23 protein-coding genes are annotated in these 25,087 nt (G+C 60.8%); 8 read left to right on the top strand and 15 right to left on the bottom strand.

The window, feature by feature from the left end:
* Positions 1 to 26 precede the first annotated feature (26 nt).
* Positions 27 to 1,358: an ABC transporter substrate-binding protein gene (locus tag P8A24_RS01885; RefSeq protein WP_423190687.1), complete on the bottom strand. Its 1,332-nt coding sequence runs from the start codon at positions 1,356 to 1,358 to the stop codon at positions 27 to 29.
* A gap of 279 nt (positions 1,359 to 1,637) precedes the next feature.
* Here P8A24_RS01885 and P8A24_RS01880 point away from each other — a divergent pair, with 279 nt between their 5' ends.
* Together P8A24_RS01880 and P8A24_RS01875 are read left to right on the top strand one after the other, a co-directional pair.
* Positions 1,638 to 2,492, top strand: coding sequence for an NAD(P)H-binding protein (locus tag P8A24_RS01880; protein WP_278059166.1), 855 nt, complete (start codon positions 1,638 to 1,640; stop codon positions 2,490 to 2,492).
* 148 nt (positions 2,493 to 2,640) lie between these two features.
* Positions 2,641 to 3,372, top strand: a complete 732-nt coding sequence (locus P8A24_RS01875) for a hypothetical protein (RefSeq protein ID WP_278059164.1) — start codon at positions 2,641 to 2,643, stop codon at positions 3,370 to 3,372.
* Between the two features lie 170 nt (positions 3,373 to 3,542).
* Here P8A24_RS01875 and P8A24_RS01870 read toward each other — a convergent pair whose 3' ends face one another.
* Complete coding sequence (locus P8A24_RS01870; RefSeq protein ID WP_278059162.1) at positions 3,543 to 4,634, bottom strand: 2,3-butanediol dehydrogenase; 1,092 nt, start codon at positions 4,632 to 4,634, stop codon at positions 3,543 to 3,545.
* 208 nt (positions 4,635 to 4,842) lie between these two features.
* On the opposite strand from P8A24_RS01870, the gene P8A24_RS01865 reads away from it, so the two are divergent.
* Positions 4,843 to 5,757 carry an NADP-dependent oxidoreductase gene (locus P8A24_RS01865; RefSeq protein WP_278059160.1) on the top strand — a complete coding sequence of 305 codons (915 nt, stop codon included), beginning with the start codon at positions 4,843 to 4,845 and terminating at the stop codon, positions 5,755 to 5,757.
* Between the two features lie 60 nt (positions 5,758 to 5,817).
* Here P8A24_RS01865 and P8A24_RS01860 read toward each other — a convergent pair whose 3' ends face one another.
* From P8A24_RS01860 to P8A24_RS01820, 9 genes are all read right to left on the bottom strand, one after another.
* Positions 5,818 to 6,402 (bottom strand): PepSY domain-containing protein, encoded by a 585-nt coding sequence (locus P8A24_RS01860; protein ID WP_278059158.1) that lies wholly within the window; start codon positions 6,400 to 6,402, stop codon positions 5,818 to 5,820.
* A gap of 94 nt (positions 6,403 to 6,496) precedes the next feature.
* Positions 6,497 to 6,682, bottom strand: coding sequence for a hypothetical protein (locus tag P8A24_RS01855; RefSeq protein WP_278059156.1), 186 nt, complete (start codon positions 6,680 to 6,682; stop codon positions 6,497 to 6,499).
* 43 nt (positions 6,683 to 6,725) lie between these two features.
* Complete coding sequence (locus P8A24_RS01850) at positions 6,726 to 7,322, bottom strand: DUF421 domain-containing protein (protein WP_278059155.1); 597 nt, start codon at positions 7,320 to 7,322, stop codon at positions 6,726 to 6,728.
* Between the two features lie 72 nt (positions 7,323 to 7,394).
* On the bottom strand, positions 7,395 to 8,696 hold the full coding sequence (gene brnQ, locus P8A24_RS01845; RefSeq protein WP_278059153.1) for a branched-chain amino acid transport system II carrier protein: 1,302 nt from the start codon (positions 8,694 to 8,696) through the stop codon (positions 7,395 to 7,397).
* A gap of 64 nt (positions 8,697 to 8,760) precedes the next feature.
* A complete protein-coding gene (gene brnQ, locus P8A24_RS01840; protein ID WP_278059151.1) occupies positions 8,761 to 10,053 on the bottom strand; it encodes a branched-chain amino acid transport system II carrier protein in 1,293 nt (430 codons plus the stop codon).
* A gap of 25 nt (positions 10,054 to 10,078) precedes the next feature.
* Positions 10,079 to 11,518 carry an amino acid permease gene (locus tag P8A24_RS01835; protein ID WP_278059149.1) on the bottom strand — a complete coding sequence of 480 codons (1,440 nt, stop codon included), beginning with the start codon at positions 11,516 to 11,518 and terminating at the stop codon, positions 10,079 to 10,081.
* A gap of 200 nt (positions 11,519 to 11,718) precedes the next feature.
* The gene (locus tag P8A24_RS01830) at positions 11,719 to 13,392 is read right to left on the bottom strand and encodes an alpha-keto acid decarboxylase family protein (RefSeq protein ID WP_278059147.1); all 1,674 of its coding nucleotides are present in this window, start codon (positions 13,390 to 13,392) and stop codon (positions 11,719 to 11,721) included.
* Positions 13,393 to 13,510: 118 nt separating this feature from the next.
* Positions 13,511 to 15,091 (bottom strand): DHA2 family efflux MFS transporter permease subunit, encoded by a 1,581-nt coding sequence (locus P8A24_RS01825; protein ID WP_278059145.1) that lies wholly within the window; start codon positions 15,089 to 15,091, stop codon positions 13,511 to 13,513.
* Positions 15,092 to 15,308: 217 nt separating this feature from the next.
* Positions 15,309 to 15,941, bottom strand: coding sequence for a biliverdin-producing heme oxygenase (locus P8A24_RS01820; protein WP_278059143.1), 633 nt, complete (start codon positions 15,939 to 15,941; stop codon positions 15,309 to 15,311).
* A 297-nt stretch (positions 15,942 to 16,238) separates the two neighbouring features.
* On the opposite strand from P8A24_RS01820, the gene P8A24_RS01815 reads away from it, so the two are divergent.
* From P8A24_RS01815 to P8A24_RS01805, 3 genes are all read left to right on the top strand, one after another.
* Positions 16,239 to 17,849 (top strand): cation:proton antiporter, encoded by a 1,611-nt coding sequence (locus P8A24_RS01815; protein ID WP_278059140.1) that lies wholly within the window; start codon positions 16,239 to 16,241, stop codon positions 17,847 to 17,849.
* A 108-nt stretch (positions 17,850 to 17,957) separates the two neighbouring features.
* Positions 17,958 to 20,270: a bifunctional metallophosphatase/5'-nucleotidase gene (locus P8A24_RS01810; protein ID WP_278059137.1), complete on the top strand. Its 2,313-nt coding sequence runs from the start codon at positions 17,958 to 17,960 to the stop codon at positions 20,268 to 20,270.
* A 203-nt stretch (positions 20,271 to 20,473) separates the two neighbouring features.
* Positions 20,474 to 22,006: an endonuclease/exonuclease/phosphatase family protein gene (locus P8A24_RS01805; RefSeq protein WP_278059135.1), complete on the top strand. Its 1,533-nt coding sequence runs from the start codon at positions 20,474 to 20,476 to the stop codon at positions 22,004 to 22,006.
* A gap of 155 nt (positions 22,007 to 22,161) precedes the next feature.
* Here P8A24_RS01805 and P8A24_RS01800 read toward each other — a convergent pair whose 3' ends face one another.
* Both P8A24_RS01800 and P8A24_RS01795 read right to left on the bottom strand, forming a co-directional pair.
* Positions 22,162 to 22,428, bottom strand: a complete 267-nt coding sequence (locus P8A24_RS01800) for a type II toxin-antitoxin system RelE family toxin (RefSeq protein WP_278059133.1) — start codon at positions 22,426 to 22,428, stop codon at positions 22,162 to 22,164.
* Positions 22,419 to 22,667, bottom strand: coding sequence for a type II toxin-antitoxin system Phd/YefM family antitoxin (locus tag P8A24_RS01795; RefSeq protein WP_278059131.1), 249 nt, complete (start codon positions 22,665 to 22,667; stop codon positions 22,419 to 22,421). Before P8A24_RS01795 ends, P8A24_RS01800 begins: the two co-directional genes overlap by 10 nt.
* Positions 22,668 to 22,806: 139 nt before the next feature.
* On the opposite strand from P8A24_RS01795, the gene P8A24_RS01790 reads away from it, so the two are divergent.
* A complete protein-coding gene (locus P8A24_RS01790) occupies positions 22,807 to 23,037 on the top strand; it encodes a hypothetical protein (protein WP_278059129.1) in 231 nt (76 codons plus the stop codon).
* Here P8A24_RS01790 and P8A24_RS01785 read toward each other — a convergent pair.
* Positions 23,014 to 24,117 (bottom strand): IS30 family transposase, encoded by a 1,104-nt coding sequence (locus P8A24_RS01785; protein WP_278057815.1) that lies wholly within the window; start codon positions 24,115 to 24,117, stop codon positions 23,014 to 23,016. The two genes, P8A24_RS01790 and P8A24_RS01785, sit on opposite strands and share 24 nt — an antisense overlap.
* Positions 24,118 to 24,243: 126 nt before the next feature.
* Positions 24,244 to 24,414 carry a helix-turn-helix domain-containing protein gene (locus P8A24_RS08910; protein ID WP_370870582.1) on the bottom strand — a complete coding sequence of 57 codons (171 nt, stop codon included), beginning with the start codon at positions 24,412 to 24,414 and terminating at the stop codon, positions 24,244 to 24,246.
* Between the two features lie 77 nt (positions 24,415 to 24,491).
* On the opposite strand from P8A24_RS08910, the gene P8A24_RS01780 reads away from it, so the two are divergent.
* Entirely contained in the window at positions 24,492 to 25,070 is a 579-nt protein-coding gene (locus P8A24_RS01780) for a potassium channel family protein (protein WP_341276055.1), read from the top strand.
* Positions 25,071 to 25,087: the final 17 nt, after the last annotated feature.

Genomic DNA, 25,087 nt, shown 5'->3' with positions numbered 1-25,087 from the left:
GAGGCCCTCACTGATCAGAAAGTGGATTACTTCTTCTCTGCGGCCCAGCCGTCCACGAATGTGGAAACAACCTTGGGCCAATCCAGGTTGCCCGAGGCATATTGTGCGAGGGCCTGGCCGAAATCATCCTTGAACTTCTGCGACGGGTAGGTGGTGAACACCCACGGCACCGCGTAGAGATCCTTGTTGGAGATGTAGGTGGCGATTTCCTTGGCCAGCGGATCCTTCGGCGTATCAGCCTCCGCGTAGTTCGAGTACGGGGCGATGAAGCCGAGATCGTTGATCACATGCTTCTTGCCTGCATCGTCCGTGTAGAGCCAGTTCATGAAATCAAGCGTGGCTTTCTGATCAGCCTCGGAGGCCTTCTTGTTCACAGCCATAAACGCCTCAGTGCCAACCGCGAGGCCTTGCTTCTCTTCACCAGGAACACCGGTGTACATGGGGAGGAACTTGATGTTCTCTTCCTTGACCACGTTGCCCGAGACGTCCTTGATCTGGCTCCACGCCCAGTTGCCGTTCTGCACCATCGCAGCCTTGCCCTGCGCGAACTCTGCCATGGAATCCGTGACCGTCTTTGACGGGGTCAGCGTCTTTTCCACCGTGGAATCGGTGAGGTACAGATCGAAGAGCTTCTTGAAGTTTTCGTTGTACTTGAAGGTGACGGTCTTTTCGTCCGTCACGCCGGCATCCTTGTACTCGTAGTACATCGGAATGTTCGACAGGTGGGTTTGCCAACGCCAATCCTCGCCGCTCGCGAGCGAGGTGGAGGCGAACACGCCGTCGATACCGAGCTCGGCCTTCTTAGCCTGCATATCATCGGCAACTTCCTTGAGCTTATCGAAGCCCTTGATCTCGTCCATCGACTTCGCCTTTGCGCCCTCCAGGCCGAAGTACTTGTCCATGATCGCCTTGTTGTAGATGATGCCGTAGCCCTCGACAGCGGCCGGGGTGCCGTATACCTTGCCGTCCTCGCCCTTGAGCGCGAGGTTCGGATCCTTGAGCGACTTCACCAGCGGAGTATCGGTGAGATCGAGTGCGTACTTGTTCCACGAGGCAAGGCCAACGGGGCCGTTGATCTGGAAGAGGGTTGGCGCATCAGACTTGGAAATTTCAGATTTCAACGTCTGCTCGTAGGTGCCCGACGCCGCGGTGACCACCTTGACGTCCACGCCCTTCGCCTTCGAATACTCCTGGGCGATCGCCTTAAATGCCTGCTCCTGCTCCGGTTTCCAGTTGAGGAAGTACACCTTCCCCTTGCCATCTGCCGACGACGATCCCGACGATGAGCACGCAGCAAAGCCGCCGAGCGCGATTGCACCCACGGAAGCGAGCGCAGCAATCTTCTTCATTTTCATCAGGTCAGCCCTCCTTTGGACCTTCTGAGTGAGTTTCGTGTACTTTTTCCACCGTTGGAAACGTACAACTATTGACGCGCTCATCCTATCACTTCATTCCCAACACCTCGAACCGAGCCTCCACTTGACCACGTTCGCCAACGATAGCCGTCACGATGGCGAAACCGAGCCCCGACGTCGGGCGCGGAGACGACGTCGGGGAAAACTTTCGCCAACGTCCGGGAATAGGTGACCCGCCGTCGTCGTTCTCTCACTGTTGAAGTTTTAACGATTGGAGAAAACATGACCATCGCAGTTACCGGCGCAACCGGGCACCTCGGCTCGCTCATCCTGACCAACCTCGCAGCCGCCGAACACGAAGAGCCTCTCATTGCCCTCGCCCGCGATACGGACAAAGCCGCCGGCTACGCGGACCAGGCGATCGAGGTGCGTCACCTCGACTACACCGACCCGCAAACCTTCCCAGCAGCACTCGACGGCGTGAGCACACTCGTGTTCGTATCCTCCAACCAGCTTGGCAACCGAGCCGAAGAGGCACGCAACCTCATCAACGCAGCCGAGAACGCCGGCGTCACTCGCCTCGTCTACACGTCATTTGTGGGCGCACAAGATCACCCAGACAACCCACTCACACCCGAACACAAGGCCACCGAGGACTTGCTGGCAACGTCATCGCTGGCCGAAGTGATCGTGTTGCGCAACGGCTACTACTACGAGAACCTGCTCAGCGGACTGAACACAGCACTCGAAACCGGCAAGCTCATTGGCGCTCTCAACGGGGCGAAAATCGCAGGCGCAGCGCGCGCCGACCTCGCCGAAGCCGCCGCAAAAGCCGCCCGCGCACAGGTCACACCGGGCACATACGACCTGGTCGGCGAACCCCTGTCCTACAGCGAGATCGCGGCACAGATCTCACAAGCAACCGGCATCGCCATCGAGGCCGTCAACGTCACCCCCGAAGAATACAAGGATAACCTCGTGTCGGCTGGGATGCCCGACGCCGTCGCTCAGTTCTACACCGACGTCGAAGTATCGGGAGCCAACGGCTCACTCGAAAGCAACGCGACCGATCTGTACGATATCCTCGGCCACGAACTCATCACCGTCGCCGACGTCGTCCGCGCGGCTCGCAAGTAACCCTCCGGCAAGACCCACGGAAATCACAGGTGTGCCGGCGTGTAACACCAGCCGTGCACGCGCTGGGCGAAACTGGCGGCGAGCACTATACTCACCGCCAGTTTCGCCCATACACTGTGTACAAATTTCCTTGTTTTTTGGAGGCATCATGGCCGAACATCTTTCCCTTACCGGCAAGCTCGTCAACGCGGGCAAGCTTGCGGCCGGTACCGCCGGCGCCGCCTACAATGCGGTGCGTTCGGGTGCTGATCCACGCGAACTCGAAGCCTCGTTCGATAAGAGTTTTGCCCCTGCGCGCGAGCTCGCACGCGACCGTGTGGTGACGGCTCGCGAAAAGCTCGGCTCTAGCGCGACGACGACGGCGCTGGTGGCGGTGCTCGAGAAGCGCTACTTGCGTGACGTGACGGGTTCGGGGGCCGTGGTCGGCGGGGCTGCCGCGATGCCTGGAGTGGGGACGATCGCGGGGCTTGCGGCGGCCGTGGGTGATACGGGCGTGTTCATGACGGCCACGATGGTTCACGTTTTTGCCGTGCTCGAAGTGATGCGCCCAGGTGAGCTCACTCTTGAACAAGAACGCGCGCTTGTCCTCACCGTGCTCATGGGCGGGGTGAGTGCCACTGGCGTGAAGAAGCTCGCCAAGCAGGCCGGGATCACCACCTCAGGTGGCGGGCTCATCAAATCACTTCAGGGGCTTGCACTGCGCAAGTTCACGGATTCGATGCGCAAGCGGATCTTCCGACGCTTCACTGCAAAGCAGGCCACGGCGTTCGTCGGCAAGCTCCTCCCCTTCGGGATCGGGGCGGCTGTGGGAGGCTACACCAACCGCTCGCTCGGCAAAACGATGATCGACGCCACGAAGGAATCGATCGCCGCCGCCTAGAAGCGGCAGACAAGGCAAACACGCGGGCGTCCACTGCCAGTTTGGCAGTGGACGCCCGCGTTCATGTGATCTCGCGACAAACTCGGTGGGTGTGGGTCGGCGGTTGTCCGCCGACCCACACCCACACGCGCGCCTGCGAGAATCATCTCCTCGCGTGGTTCAGCGCCGCCCTATAGGCCCTCGCCCGAGGGTGAGACGAGGATCTTCACGGCAGTCTCGTTACGATTGATCAGGGTATCGAAGCCCTCATCAATGAGACCCTCCAGACCGATCTTGCCGGTGATGAACGGCTCAAGATTAACCTTGCCCTCAGAGACCAACTTGATGGTGGCCGGATGCGAGTGAGCGTAGGCAATCGTTCCGCGCAGATCGATCTCCTTCATCACGAGCTGGTGGATATCCAGATCTGCGTGGTGCGACCAGATCGACACGATCACGAGCACGCCGCCCGGGCGCAGAGCATTCATCAGGGTATCGAAGACAACCTGAACCGAGGTGCACTCGAAAGCCACATCTGCACCCTTACCATCGGTGAGCTTCTTCACTTCCTCAACCACGTCCACCTCAGCAGGCGAGAGCGCATAATCAGCAACACCAGATTCAAGCGCCTTCTGACGACGCAGCGGCGAAAGCTCCGACATCACAACGGTTGCACCGAATGCCTTGAGCACAGCAGCGGTGAGCAGACCAATCGGGCCGGCGCCACCAACAAGAGCAACCTTGCCCTTCGCAACTTCCTCCGAGGCGTAGCCTGCGCGCTCCACAGCGTGATAGCCCACCGACAGCGGCTCAATGAGCGCAGCCTGATCGAGCGGAATCGAATCCGGAATCTTGTGGATCCAGCGGCGCTTAACCACAATGTTCTCCGACAGGCCGCCGCCACCGCCGCCGAGACCAATGAAGTTCATATCCGGCGACAGGTGGTAGAACATGTTGGCCTCAGAGGTATCAACATCATCGTGAACCAGGTACGGCTCCACAACAACGTGATCGCCAACCTTCAGATCCTCAACGCCTTCGCCCACTTCCTCAATCACGCCCGACATCTCGTGGCCCAGAGTGATCGGCGCATCCTCACCCGAAATCGGATGCGGGTGGCCATGCGGCGGAATGAAAATCGGGCCCTCCTTGAACTCGTGCAGATCCGTTCCACAAATTCCACACCACGCAACCTTCACGCGCGCCGTGCCGGGTGTGAGCTCCTGGGGTTCAATATCTTCAATACGAATATCTTCGCGATCGTAGTAACGTGCAGCCTTCACCGTTTCTCTCCTTTGAACAATCGGTACACTAGCATTTCTAATTTTAGCCCTCTGACCGGCAAAAATCCGCCACTTCTGGGACCTCTTTCCCTCCCCTCGTGCAGCGATTTTCATGCCCAGGAATGCCCCCGCCCCCACCCGCGTTCACACAACCAGTGAATGAGTAAACGGACGCCGCGCACCGGCGTCGGAACAAAGGAGGCGCGCCATGCGCAAGCTGATGCAGAACGAAACCGGACTCGATAACATTCGTCTCACCGACGTCGAAGAGCCGCACGCCGGGCCCGGTCAGGTCCGTGTTGCTTGGGAAGCGGGCGGAGTGAACCCGATGGACTGGAAGCTCGCCACCGGCGTCTTCCCACTGTCGTACGTCAAGCGAGAGTACCCACTCGGCTTCGGCTCCGACTTCGCGGGCGTGATCGACGAGGTCGGCGAGGGTGTGGAAGGCTTCGAGGTGGGCCAGCGCGTGCTCGGCAACCGAATCGGCGAGGGCTTCGGAGATTACATCGTCAACAAGCCAGTGAACCTGCACCTCCTGCCAATCCCAGACGGTATGAGTTTCGAGCTGGCCGGCGCGCTGGCAACAGTTTCCTCGACGGCGGTGGGCGCGATCGACGACCTCGGCGACATTAACGGTCAGACCATCCTCATCGGCGGAGGCGCCGGCGGAGTCGGCACGATTGCCGTGCAATACGCCGTTTCCAAGGGGGCCCGCGTGCTCGCCACCGGCTCCGAAAGCTCCGCGCCTGAGCTGCGCGCACTTGGCGCCGAGCCAGTCACCTACGGCGACGGCCTGACGCAGCGCGTACGCGAAGCCCTCGGTTCCGATACGCTCGCCGCAGCCGCAGACCTGGTGAACACCGACGTTGTGGGCGCGGCCCTCGAGCTGGGCGTGCCCGCCGAGCGCATCACCGCGATCTCGGGCGGCGAGCTCCCCGAGGGCGTGAAGGCCTCCGGAAACGCCGCCGCCCGCACAGACGCCCGCGCCGACATCGTCTCGCGCATCGCGGCAGGCGAGATCTACGTACCGATCGAGTTGAGCGTGCCGCTCGAGCGCTTCCGCGAAGCCATCGACCGCTCGATGGCCGGCCACGTGCACGGCAAGGTCGTCATCACGAAATAAGTGATGCTGGATAAAAGTGAGGGGGCCGCGGCCCCCTCACTTTCGTCTCCTCACATTAACTCAGCGATCCGCGCGGAACTCCTTGACCGCTCCCGTCACAGCGTCGATCACTGCCGTGAACTCGCCATCCGATCGCAGCTCAACCTCCCACGCGTTGCGTGCGAGTTCAAAATCAGCCGAATCCACCGTGAAATCCTTACCTTCACGCTTCTTCGCTTCATCAAGCGCGGTGGTGATCGCGTCACCAATCCCAACCTTCGAACCTACGGCAGTGGTGTCGGCTTTCTCCGCTGGCTCAGACTCTCCTGCGCGCGTCGCACCGCCGTCGAAGCGTAGCTCCGTCGTCGTCGAATCCTTGACCACGTCCATCTTCACGCCACCGGCGTCGGACTCAAGCGACACGACCGTGCCTTCCTTCGCGCCCGCGTCCAACGCGGCCGCTGCGGCACCGGCGTCGAGCCCCTTCATCTTCGCCGCCTCGGGGGCCGTCGTCGACTTCGCAGGCGCACTCTCCTCAGCCTTCGCGCTCGCGTCGGCCGTTGCCTTGATCGGTGCGTTAGCGCCGGGCTGGGCACCCTGCCCACACGCAGAAAGCGCGAAAAGCGCCGACAGTGCAATTCCTCCAAAAATCTTCATATTCTTCATACGTTCACCGTACGCACCTCAAGTCGGCATGCGCACGCGCCTGGGCTACAAGCTGAAAACTGGAAATAAAAAACGCCAACTACGCGTTGGAGCACTAGTACTTTGAACGTTGCGAAGGAGAAACATGGAAAACCACACCAACGCCGCCCTCGTCGTCATCGACGCCCAGAAGGGCATCCTCGGTTTCATGCCCGACGGCGCGCGCGCCGGGCTCGTCGCAAAAATTTCGCAACTCGCCGACGCGTTCCATGCAGCCGGCCGGCCCGTCGTGTGGGTACATGCCACCAACGTGTGTATAGAAAATTTGTACGCCTATGCGCCACTCACTTCGGCTCTGCCAGGTACTCCTCGGGAATCATGCCGGCTGATCGCACGCCAAGCAACATCTCGCGGTCGATCGGCGTACCGGCCCGCAATAGCGACAAATCGCCCGTGCGTTCCAAGATCACGGCCGCTACCTCGCTCATCGAGTGCACGCCCTTCTTACGCAGCTCTGCCTGAATCTCGGTGCGAGTGATATGTGCTTTCTTCATCTCTCGCGCCACGTACTGCCCACCCGCCACCAGGCACACGGCACGGTTGTTAATCATGCGTGCTAGGCGCGGACGCCCTGAAAGCCGGCCGAAGATCAGCTCAAGCACGATGAGCACCACGATCACGATCACCGCAGCCCCGAACGTGGGTGTGTACCCCATCATCGCGCGGCCCATCACCGCGCCCAGGACGATCACGAGGAGCATATCGAAGCCCGTGAGCTTCATAAACATGCGTTGGCCCATCAGTCGCGTCACCAGCAGAAAGAACCCGTAGATCGCACACGTGGAGAGCACCACAGCAAGCGCCTGCAAAGGCGTGAGGCCGAGATAGGTAAACATTTGCTCGCTGGCGGACATTTTGTTAAACGCGTCGATCTGCTCCATTCTTCAATTGTGGCACTCGAAAAAGCCGAACGCCCGCCAAGGCGGCGGGCGTTCGGATTCGTTCATGCAATCTCACTCGGCGCTCACAGCGCGCCTGGAGCGCACGACGTCGGCGGCCAGGCCCGCGCCCAGCGCAACGAGCGCCGGGACGACCCACGCCATTTGCAGGGAGCCGAGCGGGAAAACATCCAGCACGGCGCGCAACGGCGCAAACAGCGCAAGCCCCGTCGAGTTCAGCGCCTCGAGCACCGATAGCGCGCCGGCCACCCACGCGGGCAGGCGGTAGGCCCACGCGAGCTGCGAGCGCATCGCGGACTCGATCAGCGCCACGACGATCAGGCAGATCGTCACCGGGTAGAGCAGCTGGCAGATCGGCGCCACCACGGCCAAGATCGCCTCCAGCCCCAGGTTCGAGATCACGACGGCGGCCACCAAATGTACGAGCAGCCAGGTATGCGCCGAAACAGACGGAATCAGCTCGTGCCAGTAGCGCGAACCCGAGGCGAGAAGGCCGATAGCCGTGGTCATGCAGGCGAGGATAATCATCGCGCCGAAGAACGCTTGGCCCGCGGTACCGAACAGACGCGCCGCAACGCCAGTAATCACCTCGGCGCCGTTTTTGCCCTCGCCAACAGCGCCCACATTGATCAGGCCAAAGTAACAGGCCGCCAACAGTACGCCCGCGATCACGGACGCGAGCGCGGTTCCGCGGCGCAGCTTCTCCCCCGCCAGCCCGGCGCTCGCTAAAGCCGCCATAATCACCGAGCCGTACATGAGCGTGGCCAGCGAATCCATCGTGAAGTAACCCTCGATCAGCCCAGCCGCAAACGGCGAGGTAGCGTACACTCCGGTGGCTACGTGGGTGCGATCGGGCAAGGTAAACGACATCACCACCATCACCACGAGCAGCACGATCAGCGCGGGCGTGAGCCAGCCGCCAATATTTCCCACCACCGCGTGCGGGCGGCGAACAAGGAGATAACACGCGCCGAAAAAGACGAGGGTGTAGAGGAAGAGCGCAAGCTGTCCGGATCCGGTCCACGGCGCGATCGCAATTTCGAAGCTCACGGCCGCCACGCGCGGGGTGGGGTAGAGCATGCCGATCGCGAGGTAGAGCGCCGAGGTGAAGATCAGGCCGAAGCGCGGCCCGATACGATCTGCGATCCGGGTTTCGCCCGGGCGTAGCGTGGAGGCGGCGAGCATGCCAGCGACGGTCAGCGCCGCGCCGGTGATCACGAAGCCGGTGGCGCCCACGTAGGCGCTCCCTCCTCCGTTCACGCCGATCATTGCGGGAAGAATCAGGTTGCCCGCGCCGAAGAACATGGCGAACAGGGCGAAGGCAGCGATCACGATGGAGCGCATGTGGGTGGTCATTATTTTTCTCTTTCTTCGACTTCCGGGTTGGCTCGAGCGCGAGGCGCACGGCCGACGTCGGGGCTCAGGCGACGTCGGCGCGCCTGGTAAGTCGAAGGTCGAGAAGGAGCCCGACGGCGAGGGCGGCAGCCGCGGGCACAACCCAGGCCATTTGGAGGGAGCCGAGCGGGAACACGTCCAGCACGGAGCGAAGCGGTGCGAATGCGCCGACGCCGGTGGACCAGGCAGCCTCGAGCACCGACAGCGAACCAGCAACCCACGCGGGCAGACGGTAGGCCCAGTACAGATCGCGCCGCATGCCAGCGGCGATCAGCGTGACCACCACGAGGACGATCACGATCGGGTACAGGAGCTGGTTCGCGGGCGCGACGACGGCGAGGATGCGCTCCAGGCCGAGGTTCGTGAGCGCGAAAGACACTCCGATGCAGATGTAAAGCCAGTTGCGACGCGAGATCGCCGGAACGAGCGAGTGGAAGTACTCCACCGATGCACCGGTGAGGCCCAGCGCCGTGGTGAGGCAGGCGAGCAACACGATCGCACCGAACACTGTTTGGCCGGCTGGTCCGAACATCGCGTGCGCAACATTCGCGATCACGGCGGCACCGTTCGCGCCAGTTCCTACCAGGCCAACGGCCACGAGCCCCAGGTAGATCACGCCGAGGATCGCGCCGGCCATCACGCCGGCGATCGCGGTTCCGCGGTGCAGGTTGCGCCCGGTGAATCCGGCGGCCGCGAGCGAGGCCAGGATCACGCCGCCAAACATCTGCGCGGCGAGTGCATCCATCGTGAAGTAGCCCTGAATGAAGCCCGCCACCACCGGCGAGGTGGCGAAGGTGCCCTTCGGCTCAATGTTCACCACGGGCGCGTTCCACGCCGCAACGATCAGCACGAGCAAAAGAATAAGAAGCGCGGGAGTGAGCACGATCCCGATGTGCGCCACGATGCGGTTCGGGCGTAGCGCGAGGGCGAGTGTGACAGCGAAGAACAGCGCCGAATACACGAGCAGGGTGAGGGGGCTCGAGCCAACCAGCGGCGCAGCCCCCATCTCGAAGCTCACTGCACCCACGCGCGGAATCACGTACACCATGCCCGTAAACAGGAAGATCAGGGTGGTCACCGCGAGCCCAAGGGTTTTGCCCATACGGTCTGCGAGCCGCGGCTCATCAGCACGCTTCGTGGATAGCGCCACCATCGACAGCACCGGCAAGAGCACGCCGGTGGAGAGGAAGCCAATGGCTCCCACCCAGGCCGAGCTGCCGCCGTCCACCCCGATCATCGCCGGGATGATCAGGTTTCCGGCGCCGAAAAACATGGCGAACAGCGCCAGGCCCGTCACCACTAAGGTACGTATCTGCATATAAAGCTTCTTTCTTTCGCGCGGCTTACTGGCGAGCGACGTCGGAGGTGCCAGTTTCCGTGGAAGAAGCGAGCAGATCCGGCGGCTGCGGCAGGCTGCGCACGCGGCGCAATACCTCGTAGCTGCCGAGAAGAATAATAATGTACGGGATTCCTGCCCACCAAGTGAGCGGCATCAGCCAGTGCAATGCGACGAAAATGGCCAGGCACGCGGCAATCACCAGGTAGTTCACCACGGGGGCGCCCCACATGCGGCGCGGCGGCAGAGTAAGCCCTGCGCGGGCGCGCTCGCGGCGGAATGCGAGGTGCGTGGCCATAATGATGGACCACGTGATCAAGATGGCGACGATCGTTGCACCGATGAGGTAGGCGAACGCGCCTTCCGGCGCCACGATCGAAAGCACGGCAGTAGCGGCAACGCCGATCGCCGCGATCCCGATAGCACCCACTGGAGCACCCGCTCGGTTGAGTTTGCGCGCGAAAGCTGGGGCTTCGCCGTCGAGGGAGAGTGCGTGGATCATGCGGGTCGCCGCGTACAGGCAACCGTTTGCGGAGGAGAGCGCGGCCACGATCAGCACTGCGTTCATGATGTGGGCGGCCGCGCCGACGCCGGAGAGCTGCAAGGCGCGTACGAACGGCGATTCGGTGAGCGCGTTGCCCTGCGCGGCCGTGGCGCTCCACGGCTGGAGCGCCAGCACGACGGCGATGCCCGCAATGTAGAAGATGATGATTCGCCAGATCATGGCGGAGGCGGCATGCGGGATGTCGCGCGCAGGATTCTCCGATTCGGCCGCGGTGGAGGAAACATTTTCAATACCACCGAAGGAGAACACGGCCATCGCCGAGGCCGCTAGCACGCCCACCAGGCCCTTGGCGAAGAAGCCGCCTCCGTCGGAGAAGTGCGAAATCCCAACAGCGGATTGCCCCGGAACCGCACCAATAATCAGCGCCAGGCCGAGCAAGATGAATGCAACCGCGGCCACCACCTTGATCATCGAGAACCAGTATTCAGAGGAACCGTACAGGCGAACGGAAAACGCGTTGAACGCGAAAATCACGATTGCGCAGCCGATCGTGCCCACCCACAGCGGCAGGTTCGGGAACCAGAGCTGGAGGTAAGTGGCGGTGGCGGTGACTTCCGCGCCGGTTGCCACAAGGGATTGGATCGCAAAGTTCCAGCGTGCCACGTAGCCGCCGCGTCGGCCGAGGTATCCGGCGGCCACTGTGCCGTGCCCACCCGCAACGGGGTGGACGGACACCATTTCCGCGAGCGCCCACACCACAGCGAGGGCGAACATTCCAGCGATGAGATAGGCGAGGATCGTTGCCGGGCCCGCGAGTGCGATCACGGAACCCGACCCTAAGAACAGGCCGGTGCCGAGCGCACCCGACAGACCGATCATCGAGACCTGACGGTGAGTCAGGCGCCTGACCAATGTTTTCGGTTCGCTAGAAATTTCAGACATGTCCTCAAAATTATCGCAGTGAACAGGCCACGCGCGAACGCGTTTCGCTTTGTGAACGCGTGATAGATCACAGTGCGGACGTTCTGCTCGCACACGCGAGCCGACGTCGGGGCGGCGAATTGCGCCCCGACGTCGCGAAAACGTGACTCGAGTACACCGACGCCGTTAGCGCATCTCGCGCCACCGACGTCGCGAAACTCTCAGCCGAGGTTGGGCAGCTCCGGGCCACGCCGGCCGTAGTCGAAACGGGCGGAGGCGGGGCCGAACTTCACGAGGGCGTCAGGGGCGTCGAGTGGGTCGACAATCACCTCAATGAAACCGCCCTCTCCGTCGGAAACGGCCGAAAGCGCGCTGGCTAGCTCGCCTTCCGTACGCGCCTGGAATGTGCGCAAATCCGCGTTCGGTGCGAGCCCTGCGATCAGCGAGGCGTAGTCCCACGGCGCGATGTCGTTGTAGTGCGATTCGTGGCCGAGGATGTAGCGCTCGATCGTGTAACCGGAGTTGTTGATGAGCACGATCACGGGCTTTTGGCCGCGGGCGAGGATCGTCGAAAGCTCCTGAGCGGTGAGCTGGAACGAACCGTCGCCGATCACGAGCAGGTGGCGGCGATCCGGCGCCGCAAGCTGCGAGCCGAACGTGACCGGCAAGGTCCAGCCAATCGCACCCCAAATATTGGAGGACGTGTAGTCCACACCTTCAGGCATCGTCTGGCCGCCGAGCGCAAGGTAGGAGGTACCAGCTTCAGCCACGACGACGTCGCCAGGACGCACAAAATCCGTGATCTGCTCCCACAGGCGGCCGGAGTTTTGGTCCAGTTTCGCATCCGCCTTCGCCTCGAACGTACGGGCAGGCTTGTGTGCCAGCGACGCCGGGGCACGGTGGAGGGAGTCGGCCAGCTTGCTCAGCAGGTCGGCTGCGGCCACGCCTTCATACACGTGCGTGCCCACGAACGTGGTGTCGGCATAGATCTTCACAGTGTTCTCGGGAAGCGCCTGGGTGAAAATACCTGAGTTGACTTCAATAAATCGCGGGGAAATCGCAAGCAGTGCGTCCGAGCCTTCAATGAGATCCTTCACCTCAGGCGCAGAGTTTGCGCCTCCATACACGCCCGCAAACAGCGGGTCAGTTTCCGGCAGGACTGCCTTGGACGTGACGAGTGTGGCCCAGCGGATTCCGTTCTCTCGGGCAATGCGCAGGAGTACATCCGCCCAGCCGTAACGCTTGGCTTCCAGATCAATCAGGAGCGCGGGCTTTTCGGCGCCGTTCACCAGGTCGGCAATGGCTACGACGGCGTCGGCAAGATTCGTCGGGTCGGAGGTAAGACGCGGCGCTTGGAACGGCTCGCTCGGGGTGTCGATCTCGAGGTAGGAAATATCGGACGGCACCTGAATGTGCACGGGCCGCTTTTCAAGAATCGCGAGGCGTAGCAGGCGGTCAATTTCGGCAACGGCGTTGCCTGGGGTCAGGCGCGCAGTTCCGGCAACGAACTGACCGAAGGCACGCTCAACGTTGATGTAATTGCCGTCGGTGAGCGAGTGGTGTAGTGGCAAGCCGGAGCGCATTGCGTGGAGCGGCGGCGCACCCGCAATCGATACCACCGGCACGTGCTCGGCGGCGGCACCGGCAACGCCGTTCAGTGCGCTCAGCTCCCCCACGCCGTACGTGGTGAGGAGTGCGCCGATTCCGCGCTGTCGCGCATAGCCGTCGGCAGCGTAGGCAGCGTTGAGCTCGTTCGTTGAGTTCACGAACTCGATGCCCTCAACCTCACTGAACTGCTCAAGCAGCTGCAGGTTGAAATCACCTGGCACTCCGATCACGTGACTGATTCCTACTTCGCGCAGCCGACGCAACAAAAAATGACCAATCGATTCCATGACCTTTTCCTTTCCAATCAATATTTGCCGTTCCCGACGCCGCCGGCGCATACTGCGCAACCGGGGTCGAGGGGCTTTCTTCAACGGTGACGGGTTATGTTACGCGCCCGGCCTCGGCTCAGTGGCGCGGGCGGCGTAGCGTGAAGGACAGCGCGAAAACGATCGCCTCGATGACGAGCGCGAAGATGAATGCGCGGTGCGCGCCGGTCACCATCGCGGCGCCCTCAGTGGCTCCGCCCGCGATCGCCGCCCCCATTCCGGTAGACATAATCGCGATGAAGATCGACGAACCTGCAGCCCCTGCGATCTGCTGAGCTGTGGACATGGAGGCCGAGCCGTAACCGTACTGACGCGGGTTCAGCGAGCCGAGCGCGGTAGTGAACGACGGGCTGAACGTGAAGGCCAGGCCGATGTTCATGATGATGTGGAACGCCAGGAAGTACCACACGGACGTGGAGGTGGAGATGCCGAGCAGCATCGCAAAGGAGCCGACGACGACGGCGGTGCCGGGGATTGCGAGGGGGCGCGGGCCGACGCGGTCGTAGAGGTTTCCAACGATCGGGCCGAGAAGCCCGGAGATCACCGAACCAGGCAAAAGCAACATCCCTACCTTGTAGGGCTCGAGCCCGAATGAGGTTTGGAGCATGAGTGGCAGGGTGATCAGCACGCCGAACATGCCCATCATCGCGAGCATCACCATCAGAACTGGCGCCGTGAAACGCAGGTTCGCGAACACGCGCACGTCGAGCAACGGCTCGCCACCCTTCGCGAGGCGGAGTTGGCGCCACACGAACACGCCGAGCGAGAGCAGGCCGATCACCAAAACAGTAGGTGCGAGCCAGGTGGGCAAGTCCGGGTTGGAGATCGACGACAGGCCGTAGATCGTGCCACCGAATCCGAGCGCGGAGAACGGCACGGACAAGTAGTCGAGCTTCGCCTTACCCATGAACTCGTTGAGGTTAGGCAGCCAGGCGTAGCCGGCTGCGATCACGGCGAGCGCGATGGGGATCATTGTGCCGAAAACCGCGCGCCAGGATCCGAATTGGAGCACGACGCCGGCTACCACGGGCCCGAGCGCTGGCGCCACGGAGATCACCATGGACACGATGCCCATGATCGATCCGCGGCGAGCCATCGGCACCACGGCCATCACGGTGGACATCAGGAGCGGCATCGCGATGGCGGTGCCGAAAGCTTGCACCACACGGCCGGCGAGGAGCACGGAGAATGTGGGGGCAGCGAAGGCGATGACGGTTCCTGCGAGGAACGAGATCGTGGACATGAGGAACATCGGGCGCGTGTTCAGGCGGCGCTGCATCCAGCCGGTGGTGGGGATGACGATCGCCATGACGAGCATGAAGATTGCGGTGAGCCACGAGGCCGAGCGGGCGCCGATGCCGAGCTGCGGGTCGGCGGTGATGTTACGGAGCGCGAGGTTCATCGTGGTTTCGTTCAGGAGCACGACGAACGACGCGGCCAGCAGGATCGCGATGGCGCGCTTCGCGGTGGGGGTGATTTCGGTGGGCCCGCTCCAGGCAGGTTGGCCCTGCGAGTTGGTGCCCCTTTCCGCCGACGCCGGCGTTTCGGTTGTGTCCGATTCCATCGCCGCCGCTGTTGCGCCAGTTAGACGGTTTTCTTGGGCGAGTTTTTCGGGGGTTTGGGCGGCTGACTCGGCACGCCCGGTGAGTGAATTCGACATAATTGCGACCTTTGTTATCTCTGTAAAACTACAGAGGAAAACTTAATTAAAGGTTAAATTATTCCCCACACGAAGGCTGCCTGTTGGTGTAACGTCAACCACACAGTACGCAAGCAATCAGCCGACCGACGTCAGGAGACGCAAGCCTGGTGGCGCGAATCAAGAAGTAGAGGAGGGAAGTGCGCTTCCCTCCTCTACTCACGTTTCCCACTCGGTTTCAGGCGAGAGTTTTCTCGAGTTCCACGAAAACCGCCTGGTTGTAGTGGAAAGCCTGAACGGCGTTGTCGATGATCTCGGCGCGAGCCGCCTCGTCCGCCGGAAGCGCGTCGAGCGCGGCACGGTACTCGTCCTTGAACACCTTCGGCTTGTCGATGCCAGGGAAGGAGTAGAAGTTGAGGACGTCGTCGCCGAGGCCGTAGTTGCGGCGGAGCATCGTTGCGATGATCTGCCCGCCCGAGAGATCCCCGAGGTAGCGCACGTAGTGGTGAGCGACGAGCGCGCCCGGGGTAGCGTTCTCGATTGCTTCAACATAGGCGCGGGTCGAGGCGAGCTGCGACGCCGGATCTGCGGCCCGCTCGGTGAGCCCGAGGGCGGCGAGGTCCTGTTCGATTGCGGCGAGGCGCTCCAGGCGCTCGTCGAAAATCGGCGCGAGGACGGGGTGCTCGGCGTGCTTGCGAGCTGCGGTTTCGAGGGCACGGTACACGTACAACATCTGGAGTGAGAGCTCGCCCCACGCTTCCTTCGGCGCGTTACCGGAGACCAGATCCTCCATAAAGGTGGTGTGTTCGGCCTCGTTGTGGGCGGTGGCGGTTGCGGCGCGCATTGCGCCGGCAAGCGAAAGATTTTCCATTACAGCTAAGCCCTTTCTCGTCGCTAAGTGAGAAACACATTAGCAAACATTCATGTTGCGTAATTAGGGTAACCTAAGTTTTTCATCGTTTTCGTGGGAGGGATCACATCCCCCACATTGCCTGAGTTCGACCATTTTCCCTTGCTCGAACTGTGAAAAATGGCCCCCACCGCGAGGGCGTCAGCCCGGGCGCCGGCGCACACGAAACTGACTTCAGAAAACTGTCATAGCCCCGTTTTATACTGGAACCACGCAAAAACATCAGCGGCTAGCTTCAGAGAAAGGAAGGGAGAATTTATGCTCGTTCTGATCGTGGTATTCTTGGCGGTCACGGTAGCGTCCGTCACTCTCGGTGATCGCCTGCGCTTGCCCTACCCCATCCTCATGCTGTTTTCCGCGATGGGCCTCACCTTCGTCGCAGGAATCGAGGCGCCAGCGATAGATCCGGAAATCATCCTCCCGCTCTTCCTTCCCCCGCTCTTGTTCGCGACAGCACAACGCACTAGCTGGGCAATCTTCCGCCAACGTTGGAAAGTGCTACTGACGTTGGCATTTATCCTCACCGCACTCACAGCGTTGGCTGTTGCTGGCGTGGTGTGGTGGCTGATTCCCGGGATCAGCTTCCCGTTTGCGCTCCTGATCGGCGCGATCGTTGCGCCACCGGATCCGGTTGCTGTTGATGCCGTCGCCGGGCCCGCCGGCATGCCACGCAGGCTGATGACCGTCCTCCAAACGGAGGGCCTCTTTAACGACGCCGTCGCAATCGTCCTCTTCCAGTACGCGCTCGCGGCAACTGTGGCGAAGCAAGATTCCGTCTCAGCAACCGTGGTCTTGTCCTTCTTCTATGGGGTTGCAATCGCCACTCTCATCGGGTTCATTCTCGGATACTTGTACCGAACGGTTGGGCGAATCACGCCGAATCTTGAAGCTCAAGTAGCCGCCTCGGTCGTTGTACCGTTCGCTGCCTACCTCTCGGCAGAACATCTCGGCGCATCGGGCGTGATTGCCGTCGTGGTGACCGCACTGGAAACAAACCGGCGCGGGCGTCCACAAGATGGTGCAGCACGCCTTGCACGCACAGCCTTCTGGGACATCGCAAACATGCTAGTCACGGGCGCAGCCTTCGGCTTAATCGGCCTGGAGATGCGAACAATTGTTGCCACTGAAGATACGCGCTGGGTCACCTTCATCCTGCCAGCCGCAGCGGTGTGCATGGCAGTGTTCGCTCTACGGTTCGTGGTCGTCATGCTGCTCGGAAGAGTCGAAACTCGTGAAAACTGGGGAACTCTCGCCAGGCACTCAATCCTGCTCGTGTGGAGCGGGATGCGCGGGCTCGCAACACTCGCCCTCGCGCTCGCCATCCCCACCACCGCGGGCGGAGCTCCACTCCCGCACCGCGACGCAGCGATCGTCATCGCAGTCACGGTTCTGCTCGTCACGCTCGTTCCCACCGGGCTGAGCCTGCCATTCTTCGCGCGGCACATTCTGCCCGAATCCCCCTCCACGTTCCACCACGAACTCACCACCATTATTCGGCGCGCCCAGCATGCCTCACTGAAGGCTGTACGGGAGGAGTTTGGCCGGGATGGCTTTGATCATGGCATGGCAAAAGTTCTCCAAACCCGCTTCACGACGCTTCGCGAGGAACTCGAGGTCGAGCTGCCACAGGAGACCGGCGATCAACCCGATGCGCTCGGGGATTCCCGCCTCTCCACAAGCGAATCGCGCGCCCGGCGCGCACAGGTGAACCAGATGATTCGCATCGCCACCGATGCAGCACGCCAAGAAGTGTTGTGCGCCCGCGATGAACTCAATGTGGATCCGGCCGTGGCTGATCTCGTCCTACGAAAGCTTGACGTACGAATGATGGCCGTGGCGCCACTGCCCTGGCCACGCTCCGAGAATTAATACAATAGTTTTGTTGATTTTCGTTTGCATTTCCGCCACAAACTCGCGATTCCCGGTGCTAGGATGACAGAGCAATCTTAGGCAAACCTAACCTGAGGAGAACATTCAATGAGGAATCATGCACGATTTGCGGTCGGCTCACTTGCCACCGCAGCCCTCGCGTTCGCTCCACTGACCGCCATGGCAGCACCGGCGGGGAGCGAAACAACCGGCGGCTCCGACGTCGTCACCCTGGATTTGTACAACTTGACCGATATTCACGGCCATATTGAAGCCGTCCCCGGAAAGGCAGAAGGCACCTACAAGGAAGCAGGCCTCGCCGCGGCGTCGTGTTACTTCAAGCAGGCAAAGAAGGCGAATCCGAACTCCCAGCTCACGCTGCTGGGCGATAACATCGGTGCATCGCCGTTCACGTCAGGCTCCGATAACGACAACCCCACAATCGCAGCGCTCAACGAGATGGAAGTATTCGCCTCCACGATCGGCAACCACGAGTTTGATAAGGGAGTCCCGGCGCTCAAGGATCGCTTCGCCGGTAAGAACGGGTTCACGCAGATCAAGTTCGATTACCTCGGCGCAAATGTTGAGGGCCTGAAGGAACTCGGCTCGTACAAGATCTGGACGTCGCCGTCGGGCGTGAAGGTCGCCTTCATTGGCGCCATTGAGGACGACGTCGCCACCAAGCTCGCTCCCGGAACCGTGGACATGCTCAAGTTCAACAAGCCTGTGCCGATCATCAACTCTCTGGCGACCAAGCTGAAGGCCGAGAAGAAGGCCGATGTTGTGATCGCCATGTTCGATAACGATGTGGAGCGTTCCTACCCACTCATGGGTAAGGATGTGGACGGCATCATGGGCGGCGATACCCACAAGCCGTACTTTGATTTCAATATGGTCAAGGCGAACGATGGCCATACGATTACCGCAACCGCGTCCGGCTCGTTCACGGACAATATGTCCAACCTGCAGATTAAGTTCGACAAAGCAACCGGCAAGGTTGTGGAGTCGAAGGCCATCAAGATCGACGCCACCACGCTGGTTGGTTGCGGTGAAGATCCGGCCGTGAAGGCGATTGTGGACAAGGCGGTCGCAAAGGCGAAGGAAGCCAAGGCCAAGGTTGTCACTGAGGGAACCGGTAATTTCTATCGCGGAATCCAAACAACCACGAAGGATGGCAAGGTCACTGTTGGAGAGAACCGCGGTACCGAATCCACGCTCGGATCGCTCATTGGCGATGCGATGAAGGGCGCGTTCAAGGATCTGGACGGAAAGCCGATCGACATCGGCATCATCAACGCCGGCGGTATCCGCGCAGATCTCGAGCCAAAGGACGGCAAGGTCACTGTTGGTGATATTTTCGCATTCATGCCGTTCTCGAACGAAGTGGGCTACGTGAAGATGACGGGCGCGCAGTTTACAACGCTGCTTGAGCAGCAGTGGAAGACATTGGGCAAGGATTCCTCACGCCCGATGCTCAAGCTCGGCCTGTCCTCGAACGTGAAGTACACTTACGATCCCACCAAGCCGATGGGTGAGCGCATCACCTCGGTGCTGATTGACAATATGCCAATCGATCCGGCGAAGGTCTACTCGGTCGGATCGGTCACCTTCCTCCTCGCCGGCGGTGATTCGTTCGACGTTTTGAAGGATCCATCCATCGCGAAGACTCTCACCACCGTTTCCAACCCGCTCGCTCTGGACCGCGAGTGGATGGAAAGCTACTTGAAGGCGAACCCGAAGGTTCAGCCGCGCACGGTCACTCAATCCACTGGTATCACGTTCGAGCCCACCGTCAAGGGCACCGACGTCGAAGCCACTGTTGCGCTTCGTGGCCTGTCCTTCACGCATGAAGGCGAGTTCATGCCGAAGGAGGTCACCATTAAGCTTGGTGACGCATCGGCGAAGGTGGCAGTGAACAACACTCTCGAGGATGCGAATGCCGCCAACGAGAACGCCGTGATCACGGCTGACGGCGTGGGCTTCACTGAGCCTGTCATGCTTCAGACAAAGGCTGTGTGCACCGCACCTGCTGGCGGCACAGTCCATCTGCCTCTCACCGTGACGGCACCGGATGGCACCGAAATCGTCTCCGCGGCCGCAGGCTTGGGCATGGACGCGATGTGCCCGGCGGCTCCGAAGGCTGACGATAAGAACAAGGGCGGTCAGAACGATCAGTCCGGTACGGATGATCAGCAGAAGAAGGACGACCAGCCGAACAAGGACGATCAGTCCGGCACAAAGGATCAGAAGTCTCAGCACGGGAACAACCCCGGTGACAAGCCGAACACCAATGCGAATGGCAAGCCGAACACCGGCTCCATGCCGATGACCGGCGTCGACGCCGCATCCGCAAGCCTCGCAATGCTTGTGCTCCTCGGCCTCGGCGGCGCCGCCATCAGCGTCCGAAAGGCACGCAAGTAATGCGCCACAGCCAATAGTTCAGGCACACACCTGAATCACCGGGGCCGGGTTGGCACGCCAACCCGGCCCCGCCTGTCTACGATAACGTGCCTTCACCCACGAAAATCCCCCGAGAATCGCATACAAACAGCCATTTTCCCGTATACTCGCGGTTGCTAGAATGAATGCGTCCTACCCCCCCCCCAAAACTCAAGGGATTTTCAATGAAGAAATACACCCGAGCGCTCGCCATCGCAGCAGCGCTCCCCCTCATGGCAACAGCGCCAATCGCTGCTGCCCAGCAAACCCCCGCACCGGCGTCGGGAGAAACCCACACCAAAACGATCCGGGTGGCAACGTTCAACGCGTCACTGAACCGCAACTCGCTCGGCGAACTGCAACGCGATCTGTCCAGCCCAGATAACCAGCAGGCGAAGAACGCCGCAGAAACGATCCAGCGCAACGCGCCCGATATTGTGCTTGTCAACGAGTTCGATTACGACGCCGCCGGCACCTCCGTGGATCTGTTCCGCAAAAACTATCTCGAGGTCAGCCATAATGGGGCGCCAGCCCAGAAGTACCCGTACGCGTGGCACGGGCCAGTGAACACGGGCGTCGATTCCGGTTTCGATCTGAATAACAACGGTAAGCTCGGCGAGCCAGACGACGGCTGGGGCTTCGGCCTGTTCCCGGGCCAATACGGCTTCGTGGTGTACTCGAAGTATCCGATCAAGATGGATCAGGTGCGCACGTTCCAGAAGTTCCTGTGGAAGGACATGCCGGGCAACCTCATGCCGATGAATCCGGACGGCACACCGTTCTACTCGCCGGACGAGACTGCCGCTTTCCCGCTGTCATCCAAGACCCACGCGGATATCCCGGTGGATGTGAACGGCACGACCGTGCACGTGCTCGCCGATCACCCCACTCCCCCGATCGATGGCCCCGAGAAGCGCAACTCGCACCGTAACTTCGACGAGATTCGCCTGTGGGCCGATTACATTTCCGGTACGGCAGATTACCTGTACGACGACGCCGGCAAGAAGGGTTCCTTGCCGAAGGATGCGAACTTCGTGATCGTTGGCGATCACAACTCGGATCCGATCGACGGCGGTTCGTGGCCGGGTGCGATCGCGCAGCTTCTGGAGAACCCGCGGGTTGTCGATACGCTGCCGACGTCGGAGGGTGGCCCGGCGGCCGCGAAACTGCAGGGCCAGGCGAACGATACCCACAAGAGTGATCCAAAGTACGATACGGCTGACTTCTCGGACAAGTCGGTGGGCAACCTGCGCGTGGATTATGTATTGCCGAATGCGGGCACGAAGGTGTTGGACGCGAAGGTGTTCTGGCCGCTTCCGGGTTCGGAGCTTGAGAGGCTCGTGGGCTACAGCTACCCGCTGCCGACGTCGGATCATCGCCTCGTGTACGCGGATCTGCAGTTCCCTGCCACGGTTGTAGCAAAGCCGGCACCCGCGCCGACGGGTGAGCCGACGGCAACACCTTCGCCGACGACGAAGCCTGAGCCGACGCAGAAGGCGACGCAGGATCCCACGCCGACCACCAGCGCAACGAACACAGCCCCGACGTCGGCTGCCCCGACGTCGTCGGCAGTGCCGAGCCAGGACTCACCGAGTGCGAGCCCGCAACGCGGCGGGAACCTGGCGTTCACGGGCGCGTCGGTGGCCGTGGTCGGCGTGATTGGCCTGGTTCTCCTCGCCGCGGGCGTGGTGATCGCGATCCTGCGCAAGCGGAAGTAACCGCAATCTTGCGCACGCACCAATAGCCGCGCTAGAGCGAAGCCAACTGAATGGAAGAAAGCCTTTCACATGAGTGGTTGAGGGGTGACGGTAGCAAGCCGTCACCCCTCAACCACGCTCGGAGGCGACAATATCGAGAAACACACCAGCCGCTTCTACCGATACACGTCCCGCCGATTGCCGATCTTGACTACCACGACGACGAGCCTGCGATCCTCCACCGTATAGATGATCCGATAATCGCCGACGCATACCCGCAATCCTGGCCGGCCTTTCAGCGCCTTCACCCGCGGCGGGTACGGATCGCGCGCAAGAAGCGCGATTGCTCCGCGGATTTTTGCCTGCTCCTCGGGAGGAACTTTCTTCAGCTGCCGCAGAGCCGCAGGACGAAACTCGATCGAGTACGGCCCGCTTAGCTCCATCCGAGTTCAGCCTTCACCACGTCCCACGGGATGTTTTCACCCTCTTCAGCCATCGCTTCGTCAAAATCAGCAATGTCCTCGATCTCCTCGAGAGCGTCCATCAGCTGTTCATATCGAAGCGCGCTAATGAGCACCGCCTCTGCGGCGCCGTGCCGCTCAACGAAAACAGCCTCCTCCTGAGCCGCGTCGATGGCGGACGCAAGATTTTTTCGCATTTCAGAAACACTCGTTACCGTCATACAAAAATTGTACAATTCGTACCACGATTTGTACATTAAATTAATGGTCGCAGGCTCCCTTCGCTCATCAACAATCTCATGATCTGATCGAGATTTCTTGAGCTTATTTTGTAATCTGCACAGATCTACAATTACTCACATGACGAACAACGAATCGCAAGGCTCTTCACAAGCACAAAGTAGCCTCGACACGCATATCGTGCCATCCAACCGATGGGAACGCCACTCACAATGGGCACTCACCGCTTTCGCCCTTATTTTCCTCACATTGTACGGGTGGGATGTCATTGGTGATCTGAAAGGTGCCGGCCACTCGTGGGCATCGTTCGGCATGAATGCGGGGGGTTCAGGCGGTCAATGCATCATTTAGTTGTTGGGCTAGTGTCTCATGTGGGGTGGCGCCTTTGAGGACGACGCGGGCGCGGTTGTTGAGTTCGTCTTGGGCTTCTTGGACTTGGGCATCGGTGATGGTGGCGAAGTTCGTTCCTTTGGGGAAGTACTCGCGGATGTCACGGTTGAGTCGCTCGTTCGAGGGCCGCTGCCAGGGAGAGTGGGGGTCAGCGAAAAACACTTTCACTCCCGTCGCGATCGTGAAGGACGGGGTTTGAGCCATTTCCGAGCCCTGGTCCCACGTGATCGTTTCAAACTTCCCGGGTAAAGACTTCACCATCGTGACCAACTCATCGACCACAGTCTTCGAGTCACGTCCCGCTCCGAGCCGGTGCATCAACACAAACCGTGAACGCCGCTCAACGAGCGTGATCAACGCTGTCCCATGCCCATCCTTACCACCACCAACAACCAGATCGCCTTCCCAATGCCCAGGAACAGCCCGATCACTGGCCTGGGGAGGGCGCATCGAGATCTGGGCACCTTCGACCCATGTTTTCCTCCCACGCCCCGGAAGCCCTGCAAGACGCGACCGAGGAATACGATTCTTCCGTCCCGAACGCAACGCTTTTTCACGTTTCAGTTCCTGCGCGAGTGAACCTACCCCTTGAACATATAAGGCTTGATAAATCGCTTCGACACTCACGTGCATCTCCCTATCATCTGGATACAAGTGTCGTAACCGTACCGCGACTTGCTGGGGTGAATACCGTTGATTGAGCAACCCCACCACAACCTCCCGAAGACGCGTGTTGGCCTGGAGTTTCAATGGTTTAGGACGTGCCCTACGCTCGAATGCTTTGCGTGAAGCCACACCCGCATCATAGGACCCATCCACGCGTTGGGAACGGTTAATCTCACGCGTGATCGTTGACGGGGAGCGTTTGAGGCGGATCGCGATCTGCCGGCCAGAGTATCCTTGGTCTAACAGCAACGCGATCGCGACACGTTCTTTACTCGTGATACGACGCCCGCGCCCAACGTTGCCGCTGCCAACCTGGTCCACACTTGCAAGATGACGAGTCCCGCCACGGCGGCCTCGTCGTAACGCATTTTCCATGTCGCCTAACGCTACCCTGCATTGACGGACCCATTCACGGCAATACCCAAGCTCATGCGCAATATCCGTATTCGTCCATCCCTGGCCAATCAACTCGACCGCACGTTGACGATCACGCTCACGAACCTAGGCAAGAGACCCATGCGGGCCCGTCGCGAGGACTAGACCCGCCTCACGACACCACCTGCGGATCGTTTCCCGTGACATTCCCAACCGGCGAGAAAGACTCGACGCGCTCTCCCCACCCCGAATACACTCCAACACCACAGGCTTCACACAAAGCCACTTCCCGGCCATACCAACACACCCCAATCAGATAGTGCATTGACCCCAAGAACCTACCTGCAATTTGGGCAATCTTTGCGGTCGATTACGTGATCCGACTGGCGCTTTCAAAACGAAAGCTCCACTGGTTCATACACCATCTTGTCGACCTGGCTATTGTGGCGTTACCTCTCTTGCGGCCGTTACGATTGCTTCAATTGATCAATCTGGTCAAGATCCTAGGTAAGAGTGCCAGCGCCACTTTTCGAGGGAAACTTGCGCTCTACTCAAGTGCAAGCGTTTTCCTTCTCGTGCTCGTGGGATCTCTCGCGGTTCTCGACGCCGAACGGGGAGAGCCAAATACTCTTATCCATGATTTTCCCGATGCTCTGTGGTGGGCGGTTTGCACAATCACAACAGTCGGCTACGGTGACCTTTACCCAATTTCGTGGACTGGTCGCGCAATTGCGGTCTGCATGATGGTTGCCGGCGTCGCATTGATCGGCGTTGTCACCGCCTCGATAGCGTCATGGATCGTAGAAACGATTGAAACTAATTCCGACGCTCGTGAAGCAACTCTCGAGGATGAGATTACGGCACTTCGAGCAGAAATTAACGCATTACGGCAGCAACTCAGTCCCGCAACGAACCCGAATTCCATGAGCGAAAATCATGCTAGCAATGGGTAGCCAGAAACACCTACCCT

It is taken from the genome of Arcanobacterium wilhelmae (assembly GCF_029632765.1).
Taxonomy (GTDB): Bacteria; Actinomycetota; Actinomycetes; order Actinomycetales; family Actinomycetaceae; genus Arcanobacterium; species Arcanobacterium wilhelmae.
The sequence above is the reverse complement of the archived record's forward strand: the minus strand, read 5'-3'. Positions and strand labels throughout refer to the sequence as shown.

Bases quoted from the DNA above. Each gene is read 5' to 3' on its own strand.
- P8A24_RS01880 (WP_278059166.1), top strand. From the start codon at position 1,638: ATGACCATCGCAGTTACCGGCGCAACCGGGCACCTCGGCTCGCTCATC.
- P8A24_RS01875 (WP_278059164.1), top strand. From the start codon at position 2,641: ATGGCCGAACATCTTTCCCTTACCGGCAAGCTCGTCAACGCGGGCAAG.
- P8A24_RS01865 (WP_278059160.1), top strand. From the start codon at position 4,843: ATGCGCAAGCTGATGCAGAACGAAACCGGACTCGATAACATTCGTCTC.
- P8A24_RS01860 (WP_278059158.1), bottom strand. From the start codon at position 6,402: ATGAAGAATATGAAGATTTTTGGAGGAATTGCACTGTCGGCGCTTTTC.
- P8A24_RS01855 (WP_278059156.1), bottom strand. From the start codon at position 6,682: ATGTACCCACACGACGGGCCGGCCGGCTGCATGGAACGCGTCGGCGAG.
- P8A24_RS01850 (WP_278059155.1), bottom strand. From the start codon at position 7,322: ATGGAGCAGATCGACGCGTTTAACAAAATGTCCGCCAGCGAGCAAATG.
- brnQ (WP_278059153.1), bottom strand. From the start codon at position 8,696: ATGACCACCCACATGCGCTCCATCGTGATCGCTGCCTTCGCCCTGTTC.
- brnQ (WP_278059151.1), bottom strand. From the start codon at position 10,053: ATGCAGATACGTACCTTAGTGGTGACGGGCCTGGCGCTGTTCGCCATG.
- P8A24_RS01835 (WP_278059149.1), bottom strand. From the start codon at position 11,518: ATGTCTGAAATTTCTAGCGAACCGAAAACATTGGTCAGGCGCCTGACT.
- P8A24_RS01830 (WP_278059147.1), bottom strand. From the start codon at position 13,392: ATGGAATCGATTGGTCATTTTTTGTTGCGTCGGCTGCGCGAAGTAGGA.
- P8A24_RS01825 (WP_278059145.1), bottom strand. From the start codon at position 15,091: ATGTCGAATTCACTCACCGGGCGTGCCGAGTCAGCCGCCCAAACCCCC.
- P8A24_RS01820 (WP_278059143.1), bottom strand. From the start codon at position 15,941: ATGGAAAATCTTTCGCTTGCCGGCGCAATGCGCGCCGCAACCGCCACC.
- P8A24_RS01815 (WP_278059140.1), top strand. From the start codon at position 16,239: ATGCTCGTTCTGATCGTGGTATTCTTGGCGGTCACGGTAGCGTCCGTC.
- P8A24_RS01810 (WP_278059137.1), top strand. From the start codon at position 17,958: ATGAGGAATCATGCACGATTTGCGGTCGGCTCACTTGCCACCGCAGCC.
- P8A24_RS01805 (WP_278059135.1), top strand. From the start codon at position 20,474: ATGAAGAAATACACCCGAGCGCTCGCCATCGCAGCAGCGCTCCCCCTC.
- P8A24_RS01800 (WP_278059133.1), bottom strand. From the start codon at position 22,428: ATGGAGCTAAGCGGGCCGTACTCGATCGAGTTTCGTCCTGCGGCTCTG.
- P8A24_RS01795 (WP_278059131.1), bottom strand. From the start codon at position 22,667: ATGACGGTAACGAGTGTTTCTGAAATGCGAAAAAATCTTGCGTCCGCC.
- P8A24_RS01790 (WP_278059129.1), top strand. From the start codon at position 22,807: ATGACGAACAACGAATCGCAAGGCTCTTCACAAGCACAAAGTAGCCTC.
- P8A24_RS01785 (WP_278057815.1), bottom strand. From the start codon at position 24,117: ATGGAAAATGCGTTACGACGAGGCCGCCGTGGCGGGACTCGTCATCTT.
- P8A24_RS08910 (WP_370870582.1), bottom strand. From the start codon at position 24,414: ATGGCCGGGAAGTGGCTTTGTGTGAAGCCTGTGGTGTTGGAGTGTATT.